Annotated in this window: 1 protein-coding gene; it reads right to left on the bottom strand. The window is 48.6% G+C overall.

Annotated elements, in window-relative coordinates; genetic code table 11:
- The coding region (locus tag ACTHSX_RS10450) for an elongation factor Tu (protein ID WP_440377606.1) at nt 1–770 on the bottom strand (770 nt) is incomplete at its 3' end.
- Nucleotide 771 lies beyond the last annotated feature (1 nt).

Raw genomic sequence — 771 nt, 5'->3', positions numbered from 1 at the left:
GTACAAGTGGTTTTTTGGGTTTCTTTCAGACCTACGATTTCGATCTCGTCACCAACGTGGATGATACCGCGCTCTACACGACCGGTTACTACTGTACCACGGCCAGAGATAGAGAATACGTCTTCGATAGGCAACAAGAAAGGTTTGTCCACAGCACGCTCAGGTGTTGGGATGTAGCTGTCCAGAGCAGCAGCCAATTCGAAGATTTTCTCTTCGTAACCAGCGTCACCTTCCAAAGCTTTCAGTGCAGAACCTTGTACGATTGGGCAGTCGTCGCCTGGGAAATCGTAGCTTGACAACAGGTCACGGATTTCCATTTCAACCAGTTCCAACAGCTCGGCATCGTCAACCATGTCACATTTGTTCATGAATACGATGATGTAAGGTACACCTACTTGGCGAGCCAACAGGATGTGTTCGCGAGTTTGAGGCATAGGACCGTCAGCTGCGGAACATACCAAGATCGCGCCGTCCATTTGGGCAGCACCGGTAATCATGTTTTTAACGTAGTCGGCGTGGCCCGGGCAGTCTACGTGTGCGTAGTGACGGGTTTCAGTTTCGTATTCTACGTGTGAGGTATTAATGGTAATACCACGAGCTTTTTCTTCAGGAGCGTTGTCGATTTGGTCGTAAGCTTTTGCAGCGCCACCGAATTTTTTAGCCAAAATAGTAGTCAAAGCAGCAGTCAGAGTGGTTTTACCATGGTCAACGTGACCGATGGTGCCAACGTTTACGTGCGGTTTGCTACGTTCAAATTTTTCCTTAGCCATG

The organism is Neisseria sp. P0014.S002, from assembly GCF_051958295.1.
GTDB lineage: Bacteria > Pseudomonadota > Gammaproteobacteria > Burkholderiales > Neisseriaceae > Neisseria > Neisseria flavescens_B.
Note: the sequence above shows the minus strand (reverse complement) of the source record. Positions and strands in the feature narration are given on the sequence as shown.